The sequence below is a fragment of the Winslowiella arboricola genome (genome assembly GCF_025527015.1).
GTDB classification, from domain to species: Bacteria; Pseudomonadota; Gammaproteobacteria; order Enterobacterales; family Enterobacteriaceae; genus Erwinia; species Erwinia arboricola.
Genome location: NZ_JAODIM010000036.1, coordinates 171,891 through 197,796 on the forward strand (window position 1 = coordinate 171,891; position 25,906 = coordinate 197,796).

Genomic DNA, 25,906 nt, shown 5'->3' on the forward strand with positions numbered 1-25,906 from the left:
GTGACTATATGAAAACTGACATCGCCACTGTTGTCGTCACCGCAAGGGTAGCGACGCCGATTAAGGCAAAGCGTACTGATTTGTGTTCGCTACCTGTCGCAAATATTCGCAATATCTCACTGCCTCCGCCGGGTGATGACCAACACCGGCGGCCCGTGGCAACCTGCCCGCAACCACTGAATCCGCACGTCGAATCGGCTATTCCCGGCGAGTGTGAGCACGAGCAGTTCTTCGATGCCCTGGCTGACCAGCCATGGATGGTACCGGCTCAGCGGCAGTGGCCATCATTAACCAGTCTGGCCTCACAAGTCAGGGATGCCATCCATTATCAGCTTCATATTTTCAGCCAGACCAGCTTTGCTTACGGCCTGTTAAATGTGATCCACCCCGACCTCAGTAAATTGCTGGCCGCCGTCTTAATCTGTAGCGGCCGGGGGAAAGAGATTGTCTGCCAGGCGAGTCTGATGGCCGGACTGCAATTGATTAATAAACTCATTTATATTGCCGCCGGTGCGACATCCACCGCTGCGGTGCTGTCCTGCCTGCCGGAACTGTTGCTGGTCTGGCTGCAAGGACATCAGGTTTCACTGCCTGAAAGTCTGCTGAAGACCCTGTACGCACTGCTCTCCAGCGGGCTGGCCATCTGCGCGTACCATGATATTGCGCAACCTGCCTTGCTGATCGAACTTCATGCTGGTGTGATTGCGCCCCTGATGCAGTTATGCAGTGAGACAGGCATCAGCGACATCGTGGTCAGCGGAGTTACACTGATCCTGGGGATATATTGCATGCTGCGTCTTGTCGGCGGGTTAGAGCTCACGCTGCCACCGGCAAATATCTTCACTCACGGCATCAGGATTATCGAGGGCCTCTACAGGCTGTCCGCAACCAGTCAGGACTTTCAGCGCAAGTATGAGCGACAACAACAGCAGGAACAGCTAAAAAAATGGTACCAGCAAACTTACCGCAAAGAGTTTGACGAGGACAAAGCCAGCAAAGCGTTAGACCGCGCGGTGATCCGTTGTCTGCCAAAAGAAGTGCTGATAAACCGAGCAAAACGCCAGGCAACCGATAATCCTGACAGCAGCGATTTTTATCGTGCCTGCCAGCGGATGGCGCAACAAATTTTATCCGGGCAGCTGGCAATCTGCCCCACAGGCGGCAGGAGTGTGGTACCTGGGATGCCCGCCAATAGCGCTGCGGCGGCAGCAGAAAACGCTGGCAGCGCGCAGGCCAGCTCTTCGTCAGATGGGGCGTCCACCCCTTTTCTTCTCCCCGTAGCGGTACTGGCTGGGGCTGCAGTACCGCACCACTGGTGGCATAGCCGGACACATATAGCGCTGGCGGCAACCGGGCTGACGCTGATAGCGGGTGCGATGTATATGCGCCATAACCTGCCACGCGCCCTGAAACCATCGGCATCTGAGCTTAATTTATTGCAAACCACCAGCAATATCTGTTTGAGCGCCACCAATAATATCAGGCAACTTATCCAGTCAAATAAAACGGGTGTATCTCTGGCGGTGGAGTTATTTGATAAGCTCTTCGATTATAATGGCAACGTTAATTCCACGCTCGCCAAAAAATTGCTGGAAAAAGAGAATATCACCAGTTTCAAAATCACCAATCGCAATGAAATGAATACTTACTTGCTCACTATATTGTCATTGCTTTTTACTCCTGGCGATCAGCGTGACCTGATAAACACCAGCAGTATCATAGCCGCTCTGAAACGTAAAGCCAATAAGCTATGGCAACCGTTAATCAAAAACAAAAAAAATAAAACCGTCAGTGAAATACTTGATCTTCTGCGATTACATTGCGCCAAGAAATATGCCGACCTGGGTATTTACAGTCAGTCAGATATGCAAAAGATATCAGATTTCCTGTTATCTTTTGTGGTCACTGACTTGCTTATGCTGGAAAGAAACGGCAAAGGGGGTGACAATTTCTGCTCTAAGGAAAGTTATTACTTACTGCTCTATATTGTTAAGAAATTTATTGATAACCAATATGTTAGCAACATGGAGTTTTCAACCGCCCTCACCGAGGGGCGGGCTGAAGCCTTTGTGGGCGCTCGTTTAATCAGCTATGCAGGCTATAATTTCACCAGCGAGAGAGCATACCTTGAGGAGGTCTATAAAGATTATAACGAAAGAATGCATTACTATCATCAGCAAGATACTAAACTTGAAGCTCTGCAGTCTGTCACCTTTGATGACATTATTCAGAATGCCTATCCTGATATTGATATTCACGCGCCACAGGATTTTGACACTCTTTTATTCAGAATCAAAACGCAGGGGCGTATTGATAAGGAGATCCGCATTATAGCCGGATGCAAAAGTTTTGGCGAAATCATCCGCAATATGGAGGATGGTTTTGCAGAGTTATACCATTACCTGCCACGAAAAACACCTGAAGAATTGCGCTATTACGTTCCCGGCAATCAAAAAACATTTGATTTAAAAAAACATCCTAAACGGCAGGAGCTATACCAACAATTTGATCAGGCATACGAGGAAATGGTTAATGAGCATTGTAACCTGTATCGCGATATTGTCGATAATGCATTTAACATTATGGCAGAAGATGAGGCACTTTTTCTTAACCAGACTGATACACAAATTTACGCCATAGATGTTAAAGTTAAGCGTTTTAAAACATTACGTAATATGTTTATGCCAAGCTTATTAAGAACAAAACCCAGCGTCAGCAAACACCTTTCCTATCATAATCGACCGTACCACGAAATTGGCAAAATATTTTTTGGCTATAATATAAAAACTAAAGAGAAACGCTTCTACATTATTAATATTGAATCCAGCCGCGTGCATTTCAGGCAATTTCCGGTCAGGCGATTGCCGATTGATGAAAAAGAATATATTTACCATCTTGATAATTCAATTCTTAATGAGAATTATATCTTTATGGATGAAAGGCCTTTTTTTGACCCTTGCGATGATATTAAGGATCCCAGCACTAAACTTAATCGCTGGGACAGAGTTGATGATTTTATCGTTGAGCATTATCACTATTATAAAAATAAAATTTGCGCGGCGGCCAGACACCCCGAGGAGATAAGTTTATCTTATCGTGAAAGACGCCTCGGAGATAAAGATATCTCTCCCCTGAATGCATTAAAAGAGGAGGTCGTAGCGAACCGAAGAAAACTGTTGAATCATATGAAGGAAAAACACCATAAGCCTTCCAGTGTAGAGAAGGAAGCCGCTAAAGGTAAGGCAAAACAATTAATTGAGTGGCTTCCGTACTATAGTTGTTATGAATTTCTTCGCGATTACCTTATTTCAAGAGAGGATGACACACCACCTTCTGTCGCGATCCCCCTGTTCCGGGCCGCTATCTGCGCTGCTGATTTCTATGGGGGGTATGGTGTCAAAAAAACACTCAACTCACTGCTAAATGCGCTAAAAAAATCCTATACTACACGCTGGGTAAAAAAAAGTGAGCTAACCCTGCTGGATAAGAAAATCACTGAATCCCTTACTCAGCCCTCCTCCTCAGGCTATGCTGACCGCCTGGCGGCAGAAATAGAACAGGTAAAAAATAAACTGGAAAAACTTGATGATGAAATAGCGCAACTGCGCAGTGAAATTCATCTGTCGATGGGTAATATCGCTTCCATCCCGGTTTTTGTCGCTTTTCCTGTCCTGTCACTCAAACCTGGCGGTAATCTATTGTCCGCAAGTATCACCTGGGGTATTAATATCGTAAAAAAAGAGTTAAAAAAGGCCTATATCCGCACAAAAGAGAGCATGGAGTCTGTTCCGTGGGGTAATCCACAGTTAGCGTTGTTAACTGATAATCAGAGTTACAGTCAGCTTTCTCCGAAACATAATAATTCAATGTGCTACTCTGGTGAACACCCCACCGATAATATTGTTTTTGATATTTTTGATTTGCGTCGGACAAACACCACGCTGTACCAGCAACTTTTTTTCACCGCATTGCGTGATCCTTCGCCCGAAGTAGTGATTGCCAGCGCAGAAAACGCGGGATGGATTATCGCTGGTAATTACAACCAGGTAACGATGTTCAGCTTTATTTCGATGACAGTTGCTGTGCGGTTTTATATCGACACCGTACTGGCACAGCAAGATTATTATAAAAATGATATTGATCTTAGTGAAGATAAGATAATTGACTACCTGTCAGATTATATCACTCCCCCCTGCGATCCCTGCATTAACCCACCGTTTATTATGCAGGAAGACCAGAACATCCTGGTAAATCAATCCATTCAGACAATTAAGACGGTGCTGGAGAGTAATATTCAGGGGATTGAATTAAATTATCTGTTTATGATTCAGTATTTTCTGATGAAAGAGGATATCGCCTCACTGTTGTGGGACATGAACGAAAATCCGGAGGACAGACAATATTATCTGGATCTCATCCAACAGCACCTCTCCTATGAGATGAAAAGTTTTACCCTCTATGGCGCTTACCGCTCTGCGGCGCAACAGAAATTTCATGCCACCGTCATCAATCAATTTTGCCATTACTGTAAACAGATTACCGACAGTAACCCCGCCAATATCACGCTGTTCAGCCCGAATATTGACACCTTTCTGAGCCGTGCGGAATACTATCAGCAGCTTTACCCTGCCGCCATACTTCCTTCACCTGCCGATTTCACCCATAACTGGCTGCTGCTGGCAAAAAATATTAGCGATATCTATCAGTCATTTGCCCGCATTGAATACAGTGCGAAAGCGCTGGCGGATTTTCGCGTGGAACAGTGGGATGCAAAAGCGGCGCTGGCCGCCTGGCTGGCCGCATTGCAGAGCTATCTGTTCCCGGAGATGCGCTATGAAAATATCGCGCCGGTATTAACCCATGCGGCGAAGAAATTACGCCAATCCTGGCAACAGCGACAATCCACGACAGGCGATTCAATGGCAATTGTCACTCAGGGAGTGGTTAACCCGTTATTTATCGATGATGTCAAAACAGCACTGGAAAGCGGCTGTACCCGGCATTCTGGCATGTTTTTTTGCCAGATTTATCTGTTAGAGCATGGCGACTGGTTTACCTTTCTGGCTAACGACTTTACCTCCGATGTACAGCAACGTCCCAAGCGCCAGCCGCACGGCGCGTCGTCCTCGTGGCCACTTACGCCATTAGACAGTCCGACGCTGGAAGAGAGCGTGATATTGCCCGTCAGCTATCCGACCCTTCATCTCAATAACCGCAGGTTATATCAGCAACAGTTGAATATGTTACAGAATGCCTTTCGGCGTGACGCGGCTCTGCCTTTTCATCAGCGCTTACAGAGTGATGTGCTGGATGTTCGCCCTTTGACGCAGCGTACGGTGCAGCGTGACGCCATGGTGCTGATAAACAGCGTGATAGATGCACAGGGAGATATTGTCGATTATCAGCAGCGGCTGTTAAGTCACTATCTGCCGCAGGTGAACACGCCGGACAACTATCCCATACTGAAGTTATTAAGCGATATATTGCAGATGACCACACCAGCGGCGCCAACGTTATACCCGTTTATCTTGCATCATTTGCAAAATAAGCTCGCAGCACCATCATTCACCTTATCGATGTTGTGGCAGCAAAGCTTTATTGATGAGCAGGTTGCCCATATTTACCGGCAATTTTCAGCCCGACTGACAAATATTGATGCGGATGCTACGCAGGCGCTGCGGCGCTATATCACCGCCACACTGCGGCATCTGCTCTCTTTCTCGATCTATCTCAGACATATTGAGCCACTGCTGGCGGAAGCGCCTCTGCAGGATCTTGCTTCGCAATGGCTTAGCCTCGGCGCGATTATTGCTCTCCAGCTGAAGGTAAAAGCCGCCTCTGCCGAAGAATTACTGACCCTGAGCTGGGCCGCCCAGCATGATGCTGGTCTGCTTTCCCTGCAGGATACCGCCATCCAGCAAACCGCGCTGCTTTGTGGGTGTCGCGCATCGGATCAACGTGAGGTGTCACAGGATGCGCTGCGGACCATGGCACCCCATATGAAAACCGCGGCGGAAATGCATAAGCGTATTCTCGCCTGCCTCGATGCTAACCAGCTGCTGGCGCTTTTTATTACTCATCTCGCCTTTGACGCATTATCGCCTGCACAGGAGAGCCAGCTGCATACACTGGTGGAAAACGCGCTGCAAAATCAGCGGGATTTGCTGCATATCGCGCTACAGCAACTTTCGCTCGACGATAAGCTGCGTCTTTCGCAATTTTTGCAACAAGGGACGCTGCAAGCTCGCTGGTATCTGGTGCAGCCAGATCCTGCACAGACCGCTAAAGTCGCCGGCCTCGCCTTCGCGCGCGATAACCAGCGTGGGTTATTACTGCCACTGGCCGATCCCCAATACCTGCCGCTGATATTCCGCCAGCTGCCGCAGTCGCCAACAGATAGTGAGTTGACCCTCCTTTGCTTTGGTATAAAGGAAACGCCGCATAACTTTACGGAACCCACCCGATTAACCCTAACCACAGATCCTCAGGCCGGTGGCGCACCGATTACCGATCCCGCAGCGTCATTGTTCAGATGGTTACAGTCAGCAATCGAAACGCAGTTAAACTTGCTGAATCGCGCCCGCGATGAAATCACCTTTAGCGCCCGGAAAGCGGCACTGGGCCACTGGCTGAGCCAGCATCTGTTTTTCTTTGACCAGCAGCAGCAGGATGATTACCAATTTATCCAGCAACAGACGGAACGTATGACGCAGATAGCGACGCATCCTGAACTGGACAGCTGGATGCAGCAGAAACAGAGTCAGCCGGGCAATCTGACAACGGTCACGCACTTTAACCAGGCTATCACCCGCGTGCTGGGAGCCAGCACCATCTGGCCGACACTGACGATGCAATTAAGGGCGCTTATTCCGGCACAGGGCGCAACGACCTTAGCCAGTCTGCCCGAAAACGGTTTCTGCGGTTTCTGGTGGGACCCGATCAGTGGCTTCTGTTACCTGGGCTGGATAACGGGAGAGAAACGCACACTCTTCGCCAGTCTTGCCGCAAACCGCGATATCTTATATCAATTGCCGGATGACGCCGCCAGCGCCACTATCTGGCCAGTATTAACCCTGTTTGACTGGTTACAACAGAGCGTGCAGGCGTTGCGTAACGCAACCCTCTCCAGTGCGCATTTTTTTGATTACGCCATTCCACTGGCGTGGCAGCTGCAACAAGCGATGTCCGCTGCACGCCCGCTGCCTGCGGACGCTGTCCGCCACAACGCATTAGCGGATGTGTATATCACAGGCGATGGTGGGAGCTATTTTAATCCCGGCGTGCCGCAGCAAGTTATACCGGTAACGCTGGCTGATTTACCCGATGGTGGTTATCGCATTGATTTTTCAGCATCCAGTCACCAGGTTTCACCGGATCAGGCTTTTTCCCTCGATACCCATCAGGTTGCGCTGGCGCAGGAAGGCAAGTGGATTGCTATGCCGCAACCAGGCTGGCAATTGATCTCCGCGCTCGCCGCCAGCACATTAATCGAACAGGGCATTTTTTCTCCGGTCGCCTATCTGCAGTGGGGGGAAGATGCCAGTAAGATCAGCACTATGGCGCCAGCCGCGCAGGTACTGCAACGTAGCGATGGCTCCATGGTGTTTATCTTTAGTGAGAATAACTTTCAGCGCATCAGTTATCGCATGCTGGATGCGGATGGCAGACTACAATTCTCCCCCACGCTTCCCAGCCACTGGCCACAGGAGAGCACGGCGACCAATGAACAGCAATTTAACGCCACCCTCATCACGCTGCTCGCTCAGCAAAATAGCTCTGATTACCGGGCATTGTTCGATGCCGATGAGCGGCAACGCCTGGTGACGCAATTGTCTGCCAGCCAAAGCAACCGGCAGACGGCGATAACTGACGCCAGCGGCATCATGAGCGCCATCCCTTTCCGTTGCAGCGAAAACCAGGAAGCCCTGCACGAACTGTTTGATATCAGATTGCATCTTCGGACATTGGGCAGAGACCTGGATCGTGAGATAAAAGCCAGCCTCGCGCTGCAGGAGGTAAGCACTTCACTCAGCGCGTTGTTATCGCGGCCATTTGACTGGCGCGGGTTTAACCTTTATGACACCAGTGAACGTCAGCAGGCGCTCATTCTGGTGCGGGCGAAAATAGCGCTGCTGAAGAAGCTGCTGAATCAGCTGGAATCAGAGATTGTTCTGCAGACAATGTCCGACGCGTTACGACCGTGGATTAAACAGAATCTGAATCTTACGGCACAGGTAGAGGCGGCGATTAGATTTATTCAACAACAACCTCCGCATCAACTTTCCGTCTCGGATCCGGAGGGACTGCTGCAGCGGCAGTGTTTCGCTGAGGACTATTTATTCAGCTATTACGAGCTGCAGCTGCATGTGACTGCCGATATTTTTCAGCACGCCTGGCCCTGTATACGCGTCAGTGGCGGTTCCACCGCGGCGCGTCATGGCTGGCAAGCAGCACTGGACCAGCTGCATACCCTGACAAGCGCGTTGCCGCAGGATTACCGGCTACTGAACCGATTGTTATACTTATCCGGCGCCCAGTGGCGTGCCGTGGAAATGTCGCAGCGTGCAGAGCAGTGGCGAGAGATTTGCCATGCCGCCACCTGCTACTGGCAAACCCCGCATCAGGCTGAACAAATCACTCTGCTGCGACCGAAGCTGTCCGCGCAGGATTTCCCCCTTATCCCGCAACACTATCACTGGCCGGTGCGCCTGATCCTCTCCGCCGGCAAAGGCGATCCGATGTCCAGTCAGGCGGAAGGAATAGCGCCAGCCTGGCAACTCAGTGCAGAACAGCAGGAAGATCTCTTGCTGACAATGCCGCAACCAGCCGACCAGCAGGAAGCCGCTACGCGTCTGGCGGGGATTAATGCTCACCCACGCACCGCCCAGGCGTTTGTCGCCTGGGCGAAACTCAGGCTCTCCAGCGCCTGGGCGCTGGCGGAGTTTTCCGGGCCTGCTTTTTTGACGCGTTTACAGCTCAGCATTCAACGGGTTATCCAGCAGGAAAGTGCCAGCTGGAGCCAGGAAGAAGATGACTTTTACCGCGCGGCGGATACTACTGCGTTCCTGCAGGAAAGCGCCACCGAACGGCTGAATAAGCCGGGTAATGCACAATTTTTTCGCCAGCTATTCAACAGCGACCTGCTGGTGACGCGACTGATTATGACTGATGTGGAAATGCTGTTCGCTCTGCTCTGCGACCGCTTTATCGAACAGTATCCTGCGCGCGCCACAGAAGATGTTTCGCAAGCCTGGTTTCTGTTCCTGCACACGGCGGACAGCGCCGCAGAAGGCAACAATCAGCAGTCAATCTATCTGGTAGGGGTATAAAAAAACGGGCCGCCAGGGCCCGTTTCTTATTTGACGACGCGAAGCGCCGGACGACCACCGCGCGGAGGCGGATCATCATCAGGGTTATTATCGTCATCGCTGGCATCATCAGGACGGTCACCATCAATTACCGACATCACGGTTTCCGGTTCATCCTGCTCAGCCATAAAGCTGTTTTCGCCGCCCTCTTCATACGCTGGCTCAGGCTCAAACATGGTGCCTGCGCCGTTCTCACGCGCATAAATAGCCAGCACCGCATTCAGCGGTACCGATACCTGACGCGGTACGCCACCGAAGCGAGCATTAAAGCTGACTTCATCATTGCCCAGCTCAAGGTTACCGACGGCACGCGGTGCGATATTCAGAACGATCTGTCCATCACGCGCATACTCCAGCGGCACCATTACGCCAGGCAGATTGATGTCTACGACTAAATGCGGCGTCAACTGGTTATCCAGCAGCCACTCGTAAAATGCTCGTAGCAGATAAGGACGACGTGCGGTTAGTTGCGACATTTCCATACTATCAGCCCCGCGTTTGCAGGCGCATTTCACGTTCTGGTTCCGTCAGGGAAGCCAGGAAGGAATCACGCTCAAACACACGCGTCATGTAGCCTTTCAGCTCTTTCGAGCCGGTACCGATCAGCTCAATACCCATCTGCGGTAAACGCCACAGCAGCGGCGCCAGATAGCAATCCACCAGGCTAAATTCTTCGCTCATAAAGAATGGGGTGCGGGCGAACAGCGGCGCGATGGCCAGCAGCTCTTCACGCAGTTGTTTACGTGCTGCGTCAGCTTCCTGCGCATTGCCGTTTTCAACTTTACGCATCAGGCTGTACCAGTCCTGCTCCACACGGTGCATCATCAGACGGCTCTCGCCGCGCGCCACCGGGTAAACCGGCATTAATGGCGGATGCGGAAAACGCTCATCAAGGTATTCCATGATGATACGAGATTCATACAGCGTCAGCTCGCGGTCCACCAGAGTTGGCACGGTGCGATATGGGTTGAGGTCAATCAGATCCTGCGGCAGATTATCCGTTTCAATCTGCTCGATCTCTACACTGACACCTTTCTCAGCCAGTACGATACGTACCTGATGGCTAAAGATGTCAGTCGGACCAGAAAACAGCGTCATTACCGAACGTTTGTTGGCAGCGACAGCCATGAAAACCTCCAAGTTTATCGAGAAAATTACTGCGAATAGCCAACCACGAGGCGACTAACCTGCTTAATACAACCGCCCGGCCTGAAGTTACGCCAATCCGGCATCCGCAGAAGATCAGCAGCTGTAACCACCCGGCTTACGGGCGCAAAGTGACAGACAGTTTACCAGATTTTAGGCAGGTTGTGGGGGCAGTGTTGTAGATTTGGCGGGAAAATGCTAGTGAGCGTCGAGATTTGGTCATTTATCTGGCGTCAGCCCATAAAAAAACCCGGTGCAAGGCACCGGGTTTTCGATAATTTGCTCTGTAAACAGCGCGAATTAACGTTTGGAGAACTGTGGACGACGACGTGCTTTACGCAGGCCGACTTTCTTACGTTCAACCTGACGCGCATCACGAGTAACGAAGCCTGCTTTACGCAGTTCGCCACGCAGTGACTCGTCATACTCCATCAGAGCGCGTGTGATACCGTGACGGATCGCACCAGCCTGACCAGAGATACCACCACCTTTAACAGTGATGTACAGATCAAATTTACCAACCATGTCGACCAGTTCCAGCGGCTGACGAACTACCATGCGGGCAGTTTCACGACCGAAGTACTGTTCCAGAGAACGCTGGTTGATAACGATGTTACCGCTACCCGGCTTAATAAAGACGCGAGCGGAAGAGCTTTTGCGGCGACCAGTGCCGTAGTTTTGATTCTCAGCCATTGCCTATAATCCCGATTAAATGTCCAGAACTTGCGGTTGCTGTGCCGCATGGGTGTGCTCGTTGCCCGCGTAAACTTTCAGTTTACGGTACATAGCACGACCCAGCGGGCCCTTTGGCAACATGCCTTTAACCGCGATTTCAATCACACGCTCAGGACGGCGAGCAATCATCTCTTCGAAGGTCGCTTGCTTGATACCACCGATGTGACCGGTGTGATGGTAATAAATCTTGTCAGTACGCTTGTTGCCGGTTACAGCAACTTTCTCAGCGTTCAGAACGATGATGTAATCACCAGTATCGACGTGCGGAGTATATTCCGCTTTGTGCTTACCGCGCAGGCGCGAAGCCAGTTCAGTCGCCAGGCGACCTAAAGTTTTGCCCGTTGCGTCGACAACGTACCAGTCACGTTTTACGGTTTCTGGTTTAGCTGTAAAAGTTTTCATCTGAAAGCTTACCCAAATTAAGTTACACGTTGGTGAAATCCCAAACGCTTGAATAAACGGTTGAGGCTCACACGACCATCTTGACCAGCAAGCCACCCCTTCGGATAGCGTTACCGGAACACAAAAGTTTTGGGAAAAAAACCTTTGCTGTAACGTGGGGTCGCAAGATTATAGAGAAGTCGCACACAAAGCGCGACCCTTTTTTACGATTAAATCCACGACCCCGGAAGGTTTTTTCACCCGCTCAGGGTAAATGGTCAAGCCGCAGGTATTCTTCGCTCTGCATCTCCTGCAAACGCGACAAACAGCGCTGGTACTCAAACTTCAGCCGTTCACCCTGATAAATCTCAAACAGCGACGTTTCCGCCGCTACCACCAGCTTGACGTGGCGCTCGTAGAACTCATCTACCAGCGCCAGAAAACGGCGAGCCTGATCTTCGGTGCGGTTGATCATCACCGGCACATTAAACAGCAGCACGCTGTGAAAACGACGCGACAGTTCGATGTAGTCGTGCTGGCTGCGAGCTTCGCCACACAAGGTGTGGAAATCCAGCGCCACCACCCCTTCGGCCATACCTAACGTCGGCAGAGCGCGATGATTGACCTCCAGTACCGGTTTCTCCTCGTCGCGCGCCTGTCCGGCCAGCGCAACAAACATCCGATCCATCTCGTGATCGGTCTGTTGATTGAGCGGCTGCATCCACAAATGTGCGGAGGTCAGGGTACGCAGACGGTAATCAATACCGGCATCCACGTTCATGATATCACAATGACGCTTAATCAATTCAATTGCTGGCATAAAACGCGCGCGTTGCAGACCATTGCGATACAGATCGTCCGGCGGAATGTTGGAGGTCGCCACCAGCGAGATGCCGCGGGCGAACAGCGCTTCCATTAGCGTCCCCAGCAGCATCGCATCGGTAATATCGGAAACAAAAAACTCATCAAAGCAGAGAATATCGGTCTGCGCCTTAAAGCGGTCGGCGATAATCTCCAGCGGATCTGATTGCCCTTGCAGTTCGGTCAGCTCCTGATGCACCCGCAACATAAAGCGGTGAAAATGCAGACGAAGTTTGCGATCGCCAGGAATAGCCCGAAAAAACATATCCATCAGCCAGGTCTTACCGCGACCGACACCACCCCACATATACAGGCCGCGCACCGGCTCAATTCGGCTGTTTTTCTCCTTGCCCATCAACCTGCTAAGCTTGCCAAATAGCCCTTTACCTGACTCTGGCGTCAACGCTGGTGTGGCGCTTAAAGCCTGCTGCATCGCGTCTAAACGGGTAATGGCGGCGCGCTGGACATCATCGGCCTGGTATTCGCCATTGTTCAGCGCCTGCTGATAGAGCGCGAGAGGAGAAGTTGTTTGCATGGTTCGATTACATTCCCTGAAAAAGAGGTCTGTCCCGCCGTTGACTGGCGAAAAAAAGGCCGTTCTACACTAAGCGATGCAGCCGCAGGATTCCACTTCGAATAGATTAGCGGGTATAGTGGCTATTATTAAGTTGAAAGGCCCTACGGAACAACGAAGACAACATGGGAGTCATGATATGACCTGGGAATACGCGCTTATTGGTTTAGTGGTTGGTGTTTTTATCGGCGCGGTGGCAATGCGTTTTGGTAACAAGAAATTGCGTGAGCAGCGTAGCATGCAGTATGAGCTGGAAAAAACCAAGGCTGAGCTGGCCGACTACCGTGATGAACTGACCAATCACTTCGCGCAGAGTGCCGAGTTACTCGATAATATGGCGCGCGATTATCGTCAACTTTATCAGCATATGGCGAAAGGTTCGAACGACCTGTTGCCAAATCTGCCGGGTGAGAAAAACCCGTTTGCTTATCAGTTAACGGAAGCAGAAGCAGATAACGATCAGGTGCCGGTGCAGATGCCGCGTGATTACTCCGACGGCGCATCTGGCCTGTTGCGTGGCGAACGCGCCAAACGCGACTAATTGATTTTTCCGGGGCGCTTTGCGCCCCTTTTAGCGTGAAAACGCCGAACCCTTTACCGAATCATCTGTCACAATTTGCAGTCCTCACACTCTTTTAACTCCCATTTTTTTGCAGCGAGAGCGTCGTAACGATGAAGAAAAAATCATTACTGTTTAGCGCATTAGCCCTCAGTATTGGCCTGAATTTAACTGTTGCACCGCAAGCCATGGCGGCGCTGCCGGCGCAAATTCAGGGACAATCGCTGCCGAGTCTGGCGCCAATGCTGGAAAAAGTGTTGCCAGCGGTGGTCAGCGTGCATGTAGAAGGCACCCAGGTGCAGACTCAGGATATTCCCGAGCCACTGAAGCGCTTCTTCGGCCAGGAGGGAGGGGGTGAAAGTCAACCGCAGCCGTTTGAAGGTCTTGGCTCCGGGGTGATTATCAATGCGGAGAAAGGCTATGTGCTCACCAACAATCATGTGGTGAATGGCGCAGATAAAATCAGCGTGCAGCTGAGTGATGGTAACGAATATGACGCCAAACTGATCGGCCATGACGAGCAGACCGACATTGCTCTGATTCAGATTAGCGGCGCAAAAAATCTGACGCAGGTGAAAATCGCCGACTCCGACCAGCTGAAAGTCGGTGATTTTGCCGTGGCGATTGGTAACCCGTTTGGTCTGGGACAAACCGCCACCTCCGGGATTATCTCGGCGCTGGGCCGCAGCGGCCTGAACCTGGAAGGGCTGGAGAACTTTATTCAGACCGATGCCGCTATTAACCGCGGTAACTCCGGCGGCGCACTGGTCAATCTTAATGGTGAGCTGATTGGGATTAATACCGCGATTCTGGCGTCAAGCGGCGGCAATATTGGTATCGGCTTCGCAATTCCGGCCAATATGGCGATGAATCTGGCGCAGCAACTGATTGAATTTGGCGAAGTGAAACGGGGCCAGTTAGGGATTAAAGGCACCGAAATGACCGCTGAAATGGCCAAAGCTTTTAATGTGGATGCCCAGCGCGGCGCCTTTGTCAGTGAAGTGCTGCCGAAATCAGCGGCGGCTACCGCCGGGATTAAAGCGGGCGATATTATTGTCTCCATAGATGATAAGCCGATCACCAGCTTTGCTGAGCTGCGCGTGAAGATTGGCACCACCGCGCCGGGTAAAGAGGTGAAAATTGGCCTGCTGCGCGACGGTAAGCCGGTCGCCGTGACGGTTAAGCTGGAAAACAGCGCGCAGAGCACCGCCAGCGCCGCGCAGCTGTCACCGGCTCTGCAGGGCGCCACGCTCAGTGACGGCCAGCTGAAAGATGGCACTAAAGGAGTGAAAGTCGATGCGGTCGCCAAATCAACGCCTGCTGAGCAGATCGGATTGCATAAAGATGATGTGATCATCGGCATCAACCGTAACCCGATTCACAACCTTGCTGAACTGCGTAAAGCACTGGAAGCGAAGCCGCCGCTGGTAGCGCTGAATGTGGTGCGCGCCGGCGAAAGCATCTATCTGCTGCTGCGTTAAGGTTATTGTTAGTACGACGCGGACACACAACCCCGTGTGTGTCCGCGTAACTCATGTTATTCTTCCTTCCGTTCTTTCCTGGCTAACTTAACACCATGTTTCCTAAACTTTTGCGTTCGGTGATCCTTGGCCTGATCGTTGCGGGTATTTTATTAGCAGCGATGCCAGCGCTAAGGCTTAGCAGTAATCTGATTTCTGCGCAGGATGACAGCGCCGATGAGACGCCCGTGAGTTATAACCGGGGCGTGCGCCGCGCGGTGCCCGCCGTGGTCAACGTCTACAATCGTGGCGCCAGCAATGGTGCGCAAAATGGTGGCGTCACCACGCTCGGTTCCGGCGTCATTATGAACGCAAAAGGCTATATCCTGACCAACCGGCATGTGATCAATAATGCTGACCAGATTATTGTCGCCTTGCAGGATGGGCGCTTTTTTGAAGCAATGCTGGTCGGTTCCGACAGTCTGACCGACCTTGCGGTGTTAAAAATTACCGCCTCCAACCTGCCGGTGATCGCCATCAATCCGAAACGCATCGCCCATGTTGGCGATATCGTGATGGCGATTGGCAACCCGTATAACCTCGGCCAGACCGTGACTCAGGGGATTATCAGCGCCACCGGGCGTGTTGGTCTTAGCCCTTCCGGCCGTCAGAACTTCCTGCAGACCGACGCTTCCATTAACCATGGCAACTCCGGCGGCGCGCTGATCAACTCGCTGGGCGAGCTGATGGGCATCAACACCCTCTCCTTTGATAAAAGCAACGATGGCGAAACGCCGGAAGGTATTGGTTTTGCCATTCCTACCGCGCTGGCCAGCAAAATCATGGATAAGCTGATTCGTGACGGTCGCGTGATTCGTGGCTATATCGGCATTACCGGACGTGAAGTGCCACCGCTGCATGGTCAGGGAGCGGGTATTGACCGTATTCAGGGCATTGTAGTCAGTGAAGTGGCGCCAGGCGGCCCGGCGGCTAAAGCGGGCATCGAAATTAACGATGTGATTACCAGCGTAAATGGCAGAGCGGCGGTTTCTGCTCAGGAGACGATGGATCAGGTGGCGGAGATTCGCCCGGGTTCAGTGATTGATGTACAGGTGATCCGCAATGATCAGAAGCTGACATTGCCGGTTACCATCCTCGAATATCCGCAACAGAATTAAAAAGGGCGGCGAAAACGCCGCCCCTGGATTATTACGCGGGCTTATTTAACAAACTCTTCGCCCAGCTTAATATCCTGCTTCAGCGTATCCAGCATGCCATTCAGCGATTGCTGTTCAAAGGCACTCAGCGCACCGATTGACTGACGTTCCTGAATACCGTTTTTACCCAGCAGCAGCGGCTGTGAGAAGAAACGGGCATGTTCACCGTCACCCTCAACATAGGCACACTCCACTACGTTGCTTTCACCCTTCAGTGCGCGTACCAGAGAGAGACCGAAACGTGCCGCCGCCTGCCCCATTGAGAGAGTCGCGGAACCGCCACCGGCTTTGGCCTCCACCACTTCGGTACCGGCGTTCTGGATACGTTTAGTCAGATCCGCTGCTTCCTGCTCGCTGAAGCTGACGCCAGGGATCTGTGACAGCAGTGGCAGAATAGTCACGCCTGAGTGACCACCGACCACCGGCACATTCAGATCTTCCGGCTGCTTGCCTTTCAGCTCAGCCACAAAGGTATTGGCGCGGATAATATCCAGCGTGGTGACACCGAACAGTTTATTTTTGTCGTACACACCGGCTTTTTTCAGCACTTCAGCAGCAATCGCCACGGTGGTGTTGACCGGGTTAGTGATGATACCAATCAGCGCTTTCGGGCTGGTGCTGGCAACCTGTTCAATCAGATTACGCACGATACCGGCGTTAACATTAAACAGGTCGGAGCGATCCATACCCGGTTTACGTGCCACACCCGCAGAGATCAGCACCACATCCGCGCCCTTCAGCGCTGGAGTCGCGTCTTCTCCGCTGAAACCTTTGATTTTCACTGCCGTAGGGATATGACTTAAATCAACGGCCACACCAGGGGTGACCGGAGCGATGTCGTACAGGGAAAGTTCTGAACCTGCCGGAAGCTGGGTTTTAAGCAGAAGTGCGAGAGCCTGGCCAATACCGCCAGCTGCACCGAGAACTGCAACTTTCATCCTAAACTCCTTATTATTGTGAGCAAAAAGTGCCGTGAATCCATCTGGTTGCGAGAATAACCAACCCACAGGCGAATGACGAGGATGTTGACATCATTTTACGTGCTGTCACGCTTAACTTAGTTAAAAAAAGCCAGATCAGAGCGCCCGGACAGAGAACAGAAGTCAGTTCGTACAACCTGAAGATAGCAAATCCTGCGCAGGCATGCCGCCGATGGTAATCAGAACACTATCAATTTTATAACATTCTGTTCACTTCACACGTTAATACTATGCGTTGCTTCACATTTCTCATCATGAGAAAAGTTTGTTAAAATGCGCGCCCGCAGTGAAAATCACGCCCATTTACCGTTAAAGTCCATTTGCATAACCATTCATTTAAATGCATAATAATTTATCGCCCGCAGTTGGGCTTCCTGTTATTTCCTCTTTTATATCGGTAGCGTATGCGTAACCCATCAAAACAAGACGATTTGATTAAGGCCTTTAAAGCCTTACTGAAAGAAGAAAAATTTAGCTCTCAAGGCGAGATTGTTCTGGCGCTGCAGGATGAGGGTTTCGACAATATTAACCAGTCCAAAGTCTCGCGTATGCTGACCAAATTCGGTGCGGTGCGTACCCGCAATGCGAAAATGGAGATGGTTTACTGCCTGCCTGCCGAACTTGGCGTACCCACCACCACCAGCCCGCTGAAAAACCTGGTGCTGGATATCGACTACAATGATGCGCTGGTAGTGATCCATACCAGCCCGGGCGCTGCACAGCTGATTGCACGTCTGCTGGATTCACTGGGTAAAGCCGAAGGGATTCTCGGAACCATTGCCGGTGATGACACCATCTTTATTACGCCTGCACGTGCCTTTACGGTTAAGCAGCTTTACGACGCAATCCTGATGTTATTCGAACAGGAACTATAAATAGCCCGTCTGTAACTTGCCGCTTACCCCGCGTTATCATCACCTTTACTTAGAGCCGACATCGTCGGCTGTTTGTTATTTATCGCCCGCAAAGCCCGCCACAGCGCATAAATCACTGGCTTAAGACGACAATCTCACTCTTTTACCCTGCCTGCGCTGCTGCTGTAGCGTGATCAACTGCAAAGTTACGCACGAATAGCTAAAGTCACTTATGTGACTGTTTTTACATGACATTAACATGACAAGCGCAAACTATAAGCGTTTTTTATAACTTATGGTTATTAAAAAGTCCTTTCTTTGCGAAGTGTCCCAACAAAACATTATTAGCAGAGTATTAATTTCCTACGTGATTAGATCTATACTTATTTCCGTGATGAGAATCACAGTAAATAAAAAGATAAAAATAGACGACGAGGAAATGAACATGAACATTAAAACTACTATCGCTACCTTTAGCATCCTTTCTGCTCTGTCATTTGGCGCTTTTGCAGCTGAATCCATTAATGCAGAACAGGCGCAAAATCTGCAGCCTGCGGGTGTGATCAGTGTCAGCGGCATCGCCGGTTCGCCGATGGATATGAAACAGGCGCTGGTAGAAAAAGCTGACCAGAAAGGCGCAAAAGCCTACCGCGTGATTGAAGCCTACGAAAACGGCAACTGGCACGCCACTGCTGAAGTCTATAAATAAGTTGTTGCAGTAAACCTCTTAACCACGACGGCGACCCCAAGAATAAAAATGGCGTTTCAATCCTTTCGGTTGCCCTGAAAAACAAATTTCCGGAGTAAATATCATGAAAACCACAATCGCTATCGCTGCTTTAGGTCTGGCTTCTGTTCTCTCTTTCGGCGCCAGCGCGGCTGACCTGGTCACCAGTCAGCAAGCCAGCAATGGCAACCTGCAATCAATCGGCACCATCTCGGTAAGCGGCCTGGATAGCTCACCAATGACCATCCGTGAAGCGTTGTCAGCGAAAGCTAACCAGCAGGGCGCCAGCTCATACCGTGTGATCGAGGCGTATAACAACGGCAACTATCACGCTACCGCTGAAATCTATAAATAATTCACCGCTACGGACGTAATACCGTCACGTCCGTCCGTGACATCGACGACCTGGTCATGATGTTTAACCCGCAGGTTGTTGATCACAATGAGGAGAGGAACCTATGAAAATCAAAACAACCATCGCAACATTGAGTCTGCTGTCACTGATCACTTTTGGCGCTTCGGCTGCTGAACTGATCACCACGCAACAGGCAGGCAATCTGCAGTCTGCGGGAACGATTAGCGTGAGTGGTACCGGCGGCGCGCCGATTGATATGCGCCAGGCGCTGTCACAGAAAGCCGATGCGCAAGGCGCCAGCGCTTACCGGGTGATTGAAGCGCGTACTGGCGACAGCTGGCACGCCACCGCCGAACTGTATAAGTAATTCCTCGTCGATCTGCTGATCTACGAACCTTTTGGCCCCGTTCGCCGGGGCCCTTTTTGCCACTGCAATTCAGCCATTCTGTTATCCCTGCCGAACGTTGAAGCGGAGCTGTCCCTCCAGCTCCTCTTCAGCTTCGTCAAACAACAGGATCAGCGCGCCATAACGTCGCTTCTGACCCGATCCCAGATTAATAAACTCAATCTCGACCGGTAACGGTAACAGAGACAGCGTCACCGCATCCCATAGCGAATCCAGATCAATAATCAGGCGATCGGCCAGCGCGAAACGCTCACTAAATTGACGATAAAAATGGGCCTGATCGACGATCTCGTTAAAATCAAAGCTCTCTTTTTTCATGCCGACCGCTCCGCAAACACCCCTACAGCCCTCCAAGATGCAGGGCTTTGACCTCCAGAAACTCTTCCAGCCCCAGCACCGATCCTTCGCGACCCAGACCTGACTCTTTTACACCGCCAAACGGTGCCAGCTCGGTCGATACCGCACACTCGTTGATGCCGACCATCCCGCTCTCCAGCGCCGCCGAGACGCGGAATACCCGTTGCAGATTTTGCGTATAGAAATAGGCGGCAAGGCCAAATTCGGTATCGTTAGCGCGACGGATCACATCCTCTTCATCGGTAAAATGGAAGCAGGCGGCCACCGGGCCAAAGGTCTCCTCTTGCGCCAGCTTCATCCCTTCATGGGCATCGGCGATAACCGTTGGCTGCCAGAAATTGCCGCCCAGCTGATGACGCGCGCCGCCCGCCACTATGCGTCCGCCCTGCGCCACCGCATCTTTAACGTGCTCTTCCACTTTTTCCAGCGCCGACTTCTCGATCAGCGGCCCGACGACCACACCATCATCGGCGCCATTACCCACTTTCAGCTTATTCACTTCCGCCGCCAGCTGGTTTACAAACTGGTCATAGACACTGTCGTGGATATAGAAGCGGTTCACGCTGACGCACACCTGTCCGGCATTGCGGAATTTATTGGCAATCGCGCCTTTAACCGCGGCATCGATATCGGCATCGTCAAACACGATATAGGGAGCGTTGCCGCCCAGCTCCATCGACACCTTTTTCATGGTTTCGGCGGCGTTGCGCATTAACAGCTTGCCGACCTGAGTCGAACCGGTGAAGGAGATTTTACGTACCGCTTTGCTGGCCATAATCGCATCGCTGATGGCATGCGTATCCCCCGCCACCGCATTCAGCACGCCATCCGGCACACCGGCTTTTTTCGCCAGCGCCAGCAGCGCAAAAGCAGAAAGCGGCGTATTGTTGGCCGGTTTGATAATCCCGGTACAGCCAGCGGCCAGCGCCGGACCCAGTTTGCGCGTCAGCATCGCCATCGGGAAGTTCCACGGCGTAATCGCCGCCACCACGCCAATCGGTTCACGGGTGGCATAGATACGCGATCCCGCTTTGGCGGGCGGAATAATCTCGCCGTTGACGCGTTTGGCCTGCTCGGCAAACCACTGAATAAAGCTGGCGGCATACTCCACTTCACCTTCAGCTTCTTTAAGCGGCTTACCCTGCTCGGCGGTCATCAGCTGACCCAGCCAGCTTTTATTCTCAATCATCAGCTGATACCAGCGATTAAGAATTTCAGCGCGCTGTTTAGCGGTTTTCGCCCGCCACGCCGGGAATGCCTTTTGCGCCGCCGCAATTGCCTGTTCGGTTTCACTTTTACCGGCTTTCGCTACCTGTGCGATGGTTTCACCAGTGGCGGGATTAAGCACCGCAAAGGTTTCCTGCAATGCATGCCACTGGCCGTCGGCCAGATAGCCGGTCTGGAAAAGGTCACTATCTTGTAAGCTGGTATGAGACATAAGTTTCTCCTGATCAATTTGCCATCCTGATTAGCTCAGTATAGTTGGCAAAACTCAGGGGTTTGATGACGGAGTTGTTTCAGAAGATAAGAATTGTCAACGCGGGACGCCGATGCCCGTGGGGCACCGGCGTGGTCTCAGACTAAAATCAGCGTGTTCTGATACTTTTTCAGCATATCCGCCAGCCGTTTTACCGGCTCGGTAACGCTAAGCGGCGCGTTATACACCGCCAGCTTTTCCTGATACTCATCGAACTCACGCAGCAGGCGCTCGAAGTAGTAGCGGCGTTTATCGTCGCTGCGCGCGGCGATTACCCGATCGGCGGTATAGCGTAGCTGCTTATGGAACGCAGAGAGATCGGCGTTAATCGGGATATCGGCGGTACGTAAACGCTGATGGCCAATAATCAGCGTCAGCGCCAGTCGATACTTATCGATATCGCCAGGGAACAGGTTGATTAACATAAACAGCTGCTGATAGAGCGCGGGCAGATGGTTTTCGTTGCGGCGCGCCTGATTCGTGGTCATCGCCGATACTGCCGCATACATAAATCGGTTCAGCAGCGTGCGGGCAATACGCGCTTTGGAGGTATCGCGAATCAGCAGAATCACCATCAGGGCGACAAAGCAGCCAATCACCTGGCCTAACGCGCTGTCGAGAAAGGTTTTAATCTCGAAGGTCATCGGATTATCCAGCACCAGAATATTCAGCGTGCCGACAAAGGCGCCGAGCGTACCAATCTGACGGCGCTGGATAAATATCCCGGCGACAAACGCTAAACCGCCGATGGCAATCGACAGCAACAGCATACTTTGCTGGGTAGCGGGCATAATCACCATAAAGTAGAGCGCACCGAGCGGCACGGCGACGGTCATGCCATAGAGAAAATCTTTCGCCAGCATCAGCGGATTGGGCATGCGCATCGCCAGCGCGGTTATTACCGCCAGCATCACCATACAGCCACTGCCTGAAGTCCAGCCGGTGTACAACCAGAACAGCGAGCCTAAAGCGGTCGCCACAAAGGTACGAATACCGTTAATCAGCGCATGGCGGGTTTCGGCCGATTTGGCTTTGATCACTACCGCGTCGCTTAGCACCGCTTCCTCGACAGTGCTGATGCTGCTATTGGTATGGATCCCTTTCAGCAACAGCAGATAACGGGTGGCGGCCCCGACCCAGCTGGCAACGGTGACGGGAGTATTTTTACTGCCGCTGGCGGTGATCACCCGGCGCATCAGCTTCATACGTTTATGCACGTCGCCAACGCTGCTGACGGGTTTCTCAAACAGAACTTTATACTGTGGCGGCAGATAGTCAGGGCGACTGTTCTGGATCAGGAAGGTTTCCGCCGCCTGGGTGATTAGCGTCAGCGATAGCGTATGTAGCGCTGTCAGGCGTCGGTTGACCTTTTGCCAGCGCGAGGATTCCATCATCAGATTGCTGCGCATGCCGTTGAGCGCATTGGTACGCCGCACCAGGCTGCTCCAGGATTTATCGACCTCCTCTTTATCCCCATGGGCGATGCATAGCTGCAACAGCTTATAGTGATCCACCAGCAGCGAGTCGATCTCGCGATCGATATCGTTTTTCACCGATCGCGGTGAAAACAGCAGATCGGCAAGGATCGCACAGACAATCCCGATGACAATTTCGCTGCAACGCTCAATCGCGTACTGCGGCGCCAGCAGCAGGGAACCATTGGCATCAGCGGTGACCACAATAATCAGCGCGGTATAACCGGCAAGGCCCAGTGCGTAGGAGTTCTCCACTTTAATCAGCGACGACAACCAGACGCAGATGCCCGCCCATAAGCAGCACAGCAGCAGCATCACTACCGGCGCGCGAATGGTGCTGATCATAATCACCAGCGCGGCGATACAGCCGAGAAAAGTACCGATAATGCGCAGCATGCCGCGATGGCGCAACGCACCGGAGAAGGGATCGCCGCCAGCGGCAAATGCGGTGCCACCGGCAACAATACCGGCGGTCATCACAGCCCAACGCGGGGTGGCCAGATTAAAGTGAAAGCCGATAAACAGCGCCAGCACCACCGCAAAGGTGAGCTTTAACGGAAAGCGGAGACGTTCGAAGGTGAAACCTTGCATAGTGCCTCCGCTTAACCAAACTCACGTAAGCGCTGGAAGAAACGGGTCATCGGCGGTAGCTGCTCATGAGTACGGTCAACACTGCCGGTCACCACTACGGTCGCGGTGGTACCGGAAGGATAGAGATTACCCGGCTGCTGATCGAGACGGATTTTCACCGGCACACGCTGCGCCAGACGCACCCACTCGAGGTTGGAATCGATAGTCGCCATCCCTTTGCTGTCGACGGTGCTGCTGCTGTTATTTACCCCCGCCGCTACGCTGTCGACGGTGCCACGCAGCACGATATTGCTGCCCAGTGGCGTAATTTCAACGCGATAGCCCGGACGTACCGCATGCAGTTTGGTCTCTTCCATATAGGCCAGCAGATAGAAACTGTTCTGTTTCACCAGCGCCACCGCGGTGGAACCGCGGGTAATAAATTCACCGCCATGCACATTCAGGTTAGTGATCCAGCCTGCAGAAGGCGCGCGGATCACTGTACGATCGAGATCCAGCTGTGCCAGATCGCGCGTCGCACGGGATTTGGCTAACTGATGTTCGCTGGTTTGCAGATCGTTATTCGATTGATCAATCGCTTCACGCGACATCGCCTGCACGCCCAGCTGATTGCGGCGTCCGGCTTCACGGCGTTTCTCACTGACCAGCGCCTGGTAGTAGGCGACATCCGCTTCCGCTTCATCCAGCGCTTTCTGGAAACGCGGCATATCGATAGTGAACAATACGTCACCCTGCTTCACCAGCTGGTTATCATGCACCCGCACGTCGGTGATCAGGCCGCTAACATCAGGGGCGATTGCCACCACGTCCGCGGTAAATTTGGCGTCACGTGTCCACGGGGATTCGGTATAGAACACCCATGCACGGAAAATAACGATAATGGCGATGATAACCAGAATGATGGTGATCGCATAACGTGCGGTTTTTCTTATTAGAGCTTTCACTATGACCTCAGACGAACAGACGGGATACCAGGTAAAACAGACAGCAAAACAGGGCTGTATTAAACAGTGCCGGATGCCAGACTAAATCATAAATACCGCTGGGCATCAGCACGCGACGCACCAGCCAGAACAGCATCAGCGCGACGATAAGCTCAAAAAATATCGGCGGGAACGACAGTCCAAACACCACAATAACCGGAAGCACACTCATCTCTTATCCTTTTGCATACAGTGCCGGGGTGCCGTGATGCCAAAAAAAACGCCACCCGTGATGCTGGGGATGTGCGCGTTACCGATTGATGATGGTCGGGCAACAGGTAAACTGTCAGACGAAAATCAGAATCGTCACCTAATGATAGTTTAACATCAGGTAATCTCGACATGGGGTGAGTAACCAGACGGTCACCCGGCAGCCATATAGTAACGCTGATGACTATAAGTTTTCACCATAATGTGATCTAAATCACTTTTAAGCCAGAGTTAACAATGGAAAGACTTAAGGGCATGTCGGTTTTTGCCAAAGTAGTCGAATTGGGTTCTTTCACTGCCGCAGCGCGCCGGTTGCAGATGAGCGTGTCGGCAATCAGTCAGATCGTCGCCAAACTGGAAGATGAGCTGCAGGTAAAACTCCTGAACCGCAGCACCCGCAGTATCGGCCTGACCGAGGCCGGAAAAATCTATTTCCAGGGCTGCCGGCGCATGCTGTCGGAAGCGCAGGAAGTCCATGAACAGCTATATGCTTTTAACAATACGCCGATTGGTACCCTGCGCATTGGCAGCTCATCCACCATGGCGCAAAACGTCCTCGCCACCATGAGCGCTGAGATGCTGCGTGAATATCCTGGCCTGACCGTTAATCTGGTCACCGGTATCCCGGCGCCTGATTTAATCGCCGATGGCCTCGATGTGGTGATCCGCGTCGGCGCATTGCAGGACTCCAGCCTGTTCTCGCGTCGCCTCGGCTCGATGCCGATGGTGGTCTGCGCAGCGAAAAGCTATCTGGCGCAGCATGGCGCGCCGGAGAAGCCGGGGGATATTGGTAATTTTTCCTGGCTGGAATATAGCGTGCGCCCGGATAATGATTTTGAGCTGGTGTCGCCAGAAGGCAACGCGATTCGCATCTCGCCGCAGGGACGCTTTGTCACCAATGATTCACAGACCCTGACGCGCTGGCTGAAAGCAGGCACCGGCATCGCTTATGTTCCGCTGATGTGGGTGATTGATGAGATTAATGCGGGTGAGGTGGAGATCCTGTTTAGTCAGTATCAGTCCGATCCGCGACCGGTTTATGCGGTCTATACGCAGAAAGATAAGCTACCGCTAAAGGTGCAGGTGTGTATCAACTATCTGGCGGAATACTTTAAGCAGGTGGCGACGATATATCAGGAGCACCGCAAGCGATAACAGAATGGGCGGCGAAAACGCCGCCCCTACACAAG

General features: G+C 52.1%; 20 protein-coding genes. 9 read left to right on the forward strand and 11 right to left on the reverse strand.

All coding sequences use genetic code 11. From position 1 onward, the window contains the following. Positions 1-8 precede the first annotated feature (8 nt). Positions 9-9,329 (forward strand): hypothetical protein, encoded by a 9,321-nt coding sequence (locus tag N5923_RS04560; protein ID WP_267142787.1) that lies wholly within the window; start codon positions 9-11, stop codon positions 9,327-9,329. Between the two features lie 26 nt (positions 9,330-9,355). On the opposite strand, the gene sspB is transcribed toward N5923_RS04560, so the two are convergent. From sspB to zapE, 5 genes are all read right to left on the reverse strand, one after another. Next, positions 9,356-9,850 carry a ClpXP protease specificity-enhancing factor gene (gene sspB / locus N5923_RS04565; RefSeq protein WP_267142788.1) on the reverse strand — a complete coding sequence of 165 codons (495 nt, stop codon included), beginning with the start codon at positions 9,848-9,850 and terminating at the stop codon, positions 9,356-9,358. A gap of 4 nt (positions 9,851-9,854) precedes the next feature. After that, complete coding sequence (sspA, locus tag N5923_RS04570; protein ID WP_017801477.1) at positions 9,855-10,496, reverse strand: stringent starvation protein SspA; 642 nt, start codon at positions 10,494-10,496, stop codon at positions 9,855-9,857. Between the two features lie 318 nt (positions 10,497-10,814). Then, a complete protein-coding gene (gene rpsI / locus N5923_RS04575; RefSeq protein ID WP_017801478.1) occupies positions 10,815-11,207 on the reverse strand; it encodes a 30S ribosomal protein S9 in 393 nt (130 codons plus the stop codon). Between the two features lie 15 nt (positions 11,208-11,222). Further along, on the reverse strand, positions 11,223-11,651 hold the full coding sequence (gene rplM, locus N5923_RS04580; protein WP_017801479.1) for a 50S ribosomal protein L13: 429 nt from the start codon (positions 11,649-11,651) through the stop codon (positions 11,223-11,225). Between the two features lie 244 nt (positions 11,652-11,895). Beyond that, a complete protein-coding gene (zapE, locus tag N5923_RS04585) occupies positions 11,896-13,026 on the reverse strand; it encodes a cell division protein ZapE (RefSeq protein WP_267142789.1) in 1,131 nt (376 codons plus the stop codon). Between the two features lie 178 nt (positions 13,027-13,204). Between zapE and zapG the strand changes: the two genes are divergently transcribed. The 3 genes from zapG to degS all read left to right on the forward strand — a co-directional run bounded on the left by zapG (position 13,205) and on the right by degS (position 16,262). After that, positions 13,205-13,606, forward strand: a complete 402-nt coding sequence (gene zapG, locus N5923_RS04590) for a Z-ring associated protein ZapG (RefSeq protein ID WP_267142790.1) — start codon at positions 13,205-13,207, stop codon at positions 13,604-13,606. A gap of 131 nt (positions 13,607-13,737) precedes the next feature. After that, positions 13,738-15,105: a serine endoprotease DegQ gene (gene degQ, locus N5923_RS04595; RefSeq protein ID WP_267142791.1), complete on the forward strand. Its 1,368-nt coding sequence runs from the start codon at positions 13,738-13,740 to the stop codon at positions 15,103-15,105. A 95-nt stretch (positions 15,106-15,200) separates the two neighbouring features. After that, positions 15,201-16,262, forward strand: a complete 1,062-nt coding sequence (gene degS, locus N5923_RS04600) for an outer membrane-stress sensor serine endopeptidase DegS (protein ID WP_267142792.1) — start codon at positions 15,201-15,203, stop codon at positions 16,260-16,262. A gap of 41 nt (positions 16,263-16,303) precedes the next feature. On the opposite strand, the gene mdh is transcribed toward degS, so the two are convergent. After that, on the reverse strand, positions 16,304-17,239 hold the full coding sequence (gene mdh, locus N5923_RS04605; RefSeq protein ID WP_267142793.1) for a malate dehydrogenase: 936 nt from the start codon (positions 17,237-17,239) through the stop codon (positions 16,304-16,306). Positions 17,240-17,685: 446 nt separating this feature from the next. Between mdh and argR the strand changes: the two genes are divergently transcribed. The 4 genes from argR (at position 17,686) to yhcN (N5923_RS04625) (ending at position 19,584) form a co-directional block, all read left to right on the forward strand. After that, the gene (gene argR / locus N5923_RS04610; protein ID WP_017801485.1) at positions 17,686-18,156 is read left to right on the forward strand and encodes a transcriptional regulator ArgR; all 471 of its coding nucleotides are present in this window, start codon (positions 17,686-17,688) and stop codon (positions 18,154-18,156) included. Positions 18,157-18,580: 424 nt separating this feature from the next. Beyond that, positions 18,581-18,844 carry a peroxide/acid stress response protein YhcN gene (gene yhcN / locus N5923_RS04615; RefSeq protein ID WP_267142794.1) on the forward strand — a complete coding sequence of 88 codons (264 nt, stop codon included), beginning with the start codon at positions 18,581-18,583 and terminating at the stop codon, positions 18,842-18,844. A 103-nt stretch (positions 18,845-18,947) separates the two neighbouring features. Further along, positions 18,948-19,217 (forward strand): peroxide/acid stress response protein YhcN, encoded by a 270-nt coding sequence (yhcN, locus tag N5923_RS04620; protein WP_267142795.1) that lies wholly within the window; start codon positions 18,948-18,950, stop codon positions 19,215-19,217. Positions 19,218-19,320: 103 nt separating this feature from the next. Next, on the forward strand, positions 19,321-19,584 hold the full coding sequence (yhcN, locus tag N5923_RS04625; RefSeq protein ID WP_267142796.1) for a peroxide/acid stress response protein YhcN: 264 nt from the start codon (positions 19,321-19,323) through the stop codon (positions 19,582-19,584). An 81-nt stretch (positions 19,585-19,665) separates the two neighbouring features. Here yhcN (N5923_RS04625) and N5923_RS04630 read toward each other — a convergent pair whose 3' ends face one another. The 5 genes from N5923_RS04630 to aaeX form a co-directional block, all read right to left on the reverse strand. Further along, positions 19,666-19,941 (reverse strand): barstar family protein, encoded by a 276-nt coding sequence (locus N5923_RS04630; protein WP_267142797.1) that lies wholly within the window; start codon positions 19,939-19,941, stop codon positions 19,666-19,668. A gap of 22 nt (positions 19,942-19,963) precedes the next feature. Continuing rightward, positions 19,964-21,418, reverse strand: a complete 1,455-nt coding sequence (locus N5923_RS04635; protein WP_267142798.1) for an NAD-dependent succinate-semialdehyde dehydrogenase — start codon at positions 21,416-21,418, stop codon at positions 19,964-19,966. 137 nt (positions 21,419-21,555) lie between these two features. Then, the gene (gene aaeB, locus N5923_RS04640) at positions 21,556-23,523 is read right to left on the reverse strand and encodes a p-hydroxybenzoic acid efflux pump subunit AaeB (protein ID WP_267142799.1); all 1,968 of its coding nucleotides are present in this window, start codon (positions 23,521-23,523) and stop codon (positions 21,556-21,558) included. Between the two features lie 11 nt (positions 23,524-23,534). Continuing rightward, a complete protein-coding gene (gene aaeA, locus N5923_RS04645) occupies positions 23,535-24,467 on the reverse strand; it encodes a p-hydroxybenzoic acid efflux pump subunit AaeA (protein WP_267142800.1) in 933 nt (310 codons plus the stop codon). A 7-nt stretch (positions 24,468-24,474) separates the two neighbouring features. Further along, a complete protein-coding gene (gene aaeX, locus N5923_RS04650) occupies positions 24,475-24,678 on the reverse strand; it encodes a p-hydroxybenzoic acid efflux pump operon protein AaeX (RefSeq protein WP_267142801.1) in 204 nt (67 codons plus the stop codon). 275 nt (positions 24,679-24,953) lie between these two features. Here aaeX and aaeR point away from each other — a divergent pair, with 275 nt between their 5' ends. Continuing rightward, positions 24,954-25,871 carry an HTH-type transcriptional activator AaeR gene (aaeR, locus tag N5923_RS04655; protein WP_267142802.1) on the forward strand — a complete coding sequence of 306 codons (918 nt, stop codon included), beginning with the start codon at positions 24,954-24,956 and terminating at the stop codon, positions 25,869-25,871. The last annotated feature ends 35 nt before the right edge of the window (positions 25,872-25,906 follow it).

Bases quoted from the DNA above. Each gene is read 5' to 3' on its own strand.
- yhcN (WP_267142796.1), top strand. From the start codon at position 19,321: ATGAAAATCAAAACAACCATCGCAACATTGAGTCTGCTGTCACTGATC.
- sspB (WP_267142788.1), bottom strand. From the start codon at position 9,850: ATGGAAATGTCGCAACTAACCGCACGTCGTCCTTATCTGCTACGAGCA.
- zapE (WP_267142789.1), bottom strand. From the start codon at position 13,026: ATGCAAACAACTTCTCCTCTCGCGCTCTATCAGCAGGCGCTGAACAAT.
- rpsI (WP_017801478.1), bottom strand. From the start codon at position 11,207: ATGGCTGAGAATCAAAACTACGGCACTGGTCGCCGCAAAAGCTCTTCC.
- N5923_RS04630 (WP_267142797.1), bottom strand. From the start codon at position 19,941: ATGAAAAAAGAGAGCTTTGATTTTAACGAGATCGTCGATCAGGCCCAT.
- mdh (WP_267142793.1), bottom strand. From the start codon at position 17,239: ATGAAAGTTGCAGTTCTCGGTGCAGCTGGCGGTATTGGCCAGGCTCTC.
- sspA (WP_017801477.1), bottom strand. From the start codon at position 10,496: ATGGCTGTCGCTGCCAACAAACGTTCGGTAATGACGCTGTTTTCTGGT.
- yhcN (WP_267142795.1), top strand. From the start codon at position 18,948: ATGAAAACCACAATCGCTATCGCTGCTTTAGGTCTGGCTTCTGTTCTC.
- N5923_RS04560 (WP_267142787.1), top strand. From the start codon at position 9: ATGAAAACTGACATCGCCACTGTTGTCGTCACCGCAAGGGTAGCGACG.
- N5923_RS04635 (WP_267142798.1), bottom strand. From the start codon at position 21,418: ATGTCTCATACCAGCTTACAAGATAGTGACCTTTTCCAGACCGGCTAT.
- argR (WP_017801485.1), top strand. From the start codon at position 17,686: ATGCGTAACCCATCAAAACAAGACGATTTGATTAAGGCCTTTAAAGCC.
- zapG (WP_267142790.1), top strand. From the start codon at position 13,205: ATGACCTGGGAATACGCGCTTATTGGTTTAGTGGTTGGTGTTTTTATC.
- aaeB (WP_267142799.1), bottom strand. From the start codon at position 23,523: ATGCAAGGTTTCACCTTCGAACGTCTCCGCTTTCCGTTAAAGCTCACC.
- aaeR (WP_267142802.1), top strand. From the start codon at position 24,954: ATGGAAAGACTTAAGGGCATGTCGGTTTTTGCCAAAGTAGTCGAATTG.
- aaeX (WP_267142801.1), bottom strand. From the start codon at position 24,678: ATGAGTGTGCTTCCGGTTATTGTGGTGTTTGGACTGTCGTTCCCGCCG.
- yhcN (WP_267142794.1), top strand. From the start codon at position 18,581: ATGAACATTAAAACTACTATCGCTACCTTTAGCATCCTTTCTGCTCTG.
- degQ (WP_267142791.1), top strand. From the start codon at position 13,738: ATGAAGAAAAAATCATTACTGTTTAGCGCATTAGCCCTCAGTATTGGC.
- degS (WP_267142792.1), top strand. From the start codon at position 15,201: ATGTTTCCTAAACTTTTGCGTTCGGTGATCCTTGGCCTGATCGTTGCG.
- rplM (WP_017801479.1), bottom strand. From the start codon at position 11,651: ATGAAAACTTTTACAGCTAAACCAGAAACCGTAAAACGTGACTGGTAC.